Origin of the sequence: Saccharomonospora iraqiensis subsp. iraqiensis, assembly GCF_000430445.1 — a bacterium.
Lineage (GTDB): Bacteria > Actinomycetota > Actinomycetes > Mycobacteriales > Pseudonocardiaceae > Saccharomonospora > Saccharomonospora iraqiensis.
The window spans coordinates 2,418-3,705 of record NZ_KE387073.1 but is presented as its reverse complement, the minus strand read 5'-3'; the positions used below and the strand labels follow the sequence as shown (position 1 = coordinate 3,705).

General features: G+C 70.0%; 1 protein-coding gene. It reads right to left on the bottom strand.

What is annotated here, in order from left to right:
• Positions 1-141 precede the first annotated feature (141 nt).
• On the bottom strand, positions 142-1,152 hold the full coding sequence (gene hpnH, locus ACTIR_RS26430; protein WP_007027684.1) for an adenosyl-hopene transferase HpnH: 1,011 nt from the start codon (positions 1,150-1,152) through the stop codon (positions 142-144).
• Between the last annotated feature and the right edge of the window lie 136 nt (positions 1,153-1,288).

Below are 1,288 nucleotides of genomic sequence, written 5' to 3'. Positions count from 1 at the left end.
GGACTCGCCCCGGCACTGACCGACACGCTGCAGGACCGGTTCGGCTGAGCCGCACCACCGGGCGGGGCCGGCGGGACCGGCAGGACCGCCCGGTGCGGTCAGCCGACCCGGGCGGGACACCGGCAGGATCGCCCGGTGCGGTCAGCCACCCCGGGCCGCCCGCAGGGACTCCCGCACCGAGCCGAGTGTGGCCAGCACCGCGGTCGGCTCGTAGCCGCAGTGGGCCATGCAGTTCGCGCACCGCGGGTCCCGGCCGCGGCCGTAGCGCTCCCAGTCGGTGGTCTCGATCAGCTCCCGGTAGGTCTCGGCGTAGCCGTCGTTCATCAGGTAGCACGGCTTCTGCCAGCCGAACAGCGAGTACGACGGCACGCCCCACGCGGTGCACCCGAAGTCGACCTTCCCCTCCAGGAAGTCGAGGAACAGCGGCGAGTGGTTGAGCCGCCAGCGCTTGCGGTTGCCGTCCGCGAACGCCTTGCGGAACAGTTCCCGGCTCTCCTCCACCCCCGGGAAGTGGTCCTGGTCGGGGGCCTTCTCGTAGGCGTAGGCCGGCGAGACCATCATCTCGTCGACCCGCAGGTCGTCGTTGAGATAGTCGAGCACCTCGATGACGGTGGCCGGGGTGTCGGTGTTGAACACCGTGGTGTTCGAGGTGACGCGGAACCCGCGGGACTTGAGTTCCCGCACCGCCTCCACCACCTCGTCGAACACGCCCTCCTTGTCCACCGCGGCATCGTGCCGCTCCCGCATCCCGTCGACGTGCACCGCGAACGCGAAGTACTTGGACGGCGCGAGGTCGAGCTTGTCGATCTTCTTGCGGAGCAGCGCCGCGTTGGTGCACAGGAACACGTACTTCTTCCGCCGCACGAGTTCGTTCACCATGGTGTCGATGTCCGGGTGCATCAGGGGTTCGCCGCCCGCGATGGACACCATCGGCGCCCCGCACTCCTCGATCGCGGCGACGGCCTGCTCCACCGGCATCCGCTGCTTCAGCACGCTCGCCGGATGCTGGATCTTGCCGCATCCGGGACACCCGAGATTGCAGGCGAACAGTGGTTCCAGCTCCACGATGAGCGGGAACTTGTCCCGCCGCTTGAGCTTCTGCGCCATCAGGTACCGGGCGATGCGCAGACTCTGGTGCAGAGGCATGTTCATGGGTGCCGCACCTCCTTGCTGGTGCTGTCCTGGACGGGGGCCCCGGGTCCCTGCGGGGACGGGGCGGGAGCGGTTGCGGACGACGGCCGGGTTCCCGCGAGCCCCGCCGCCCACGCGCGTGCCACGGGCCCGACCC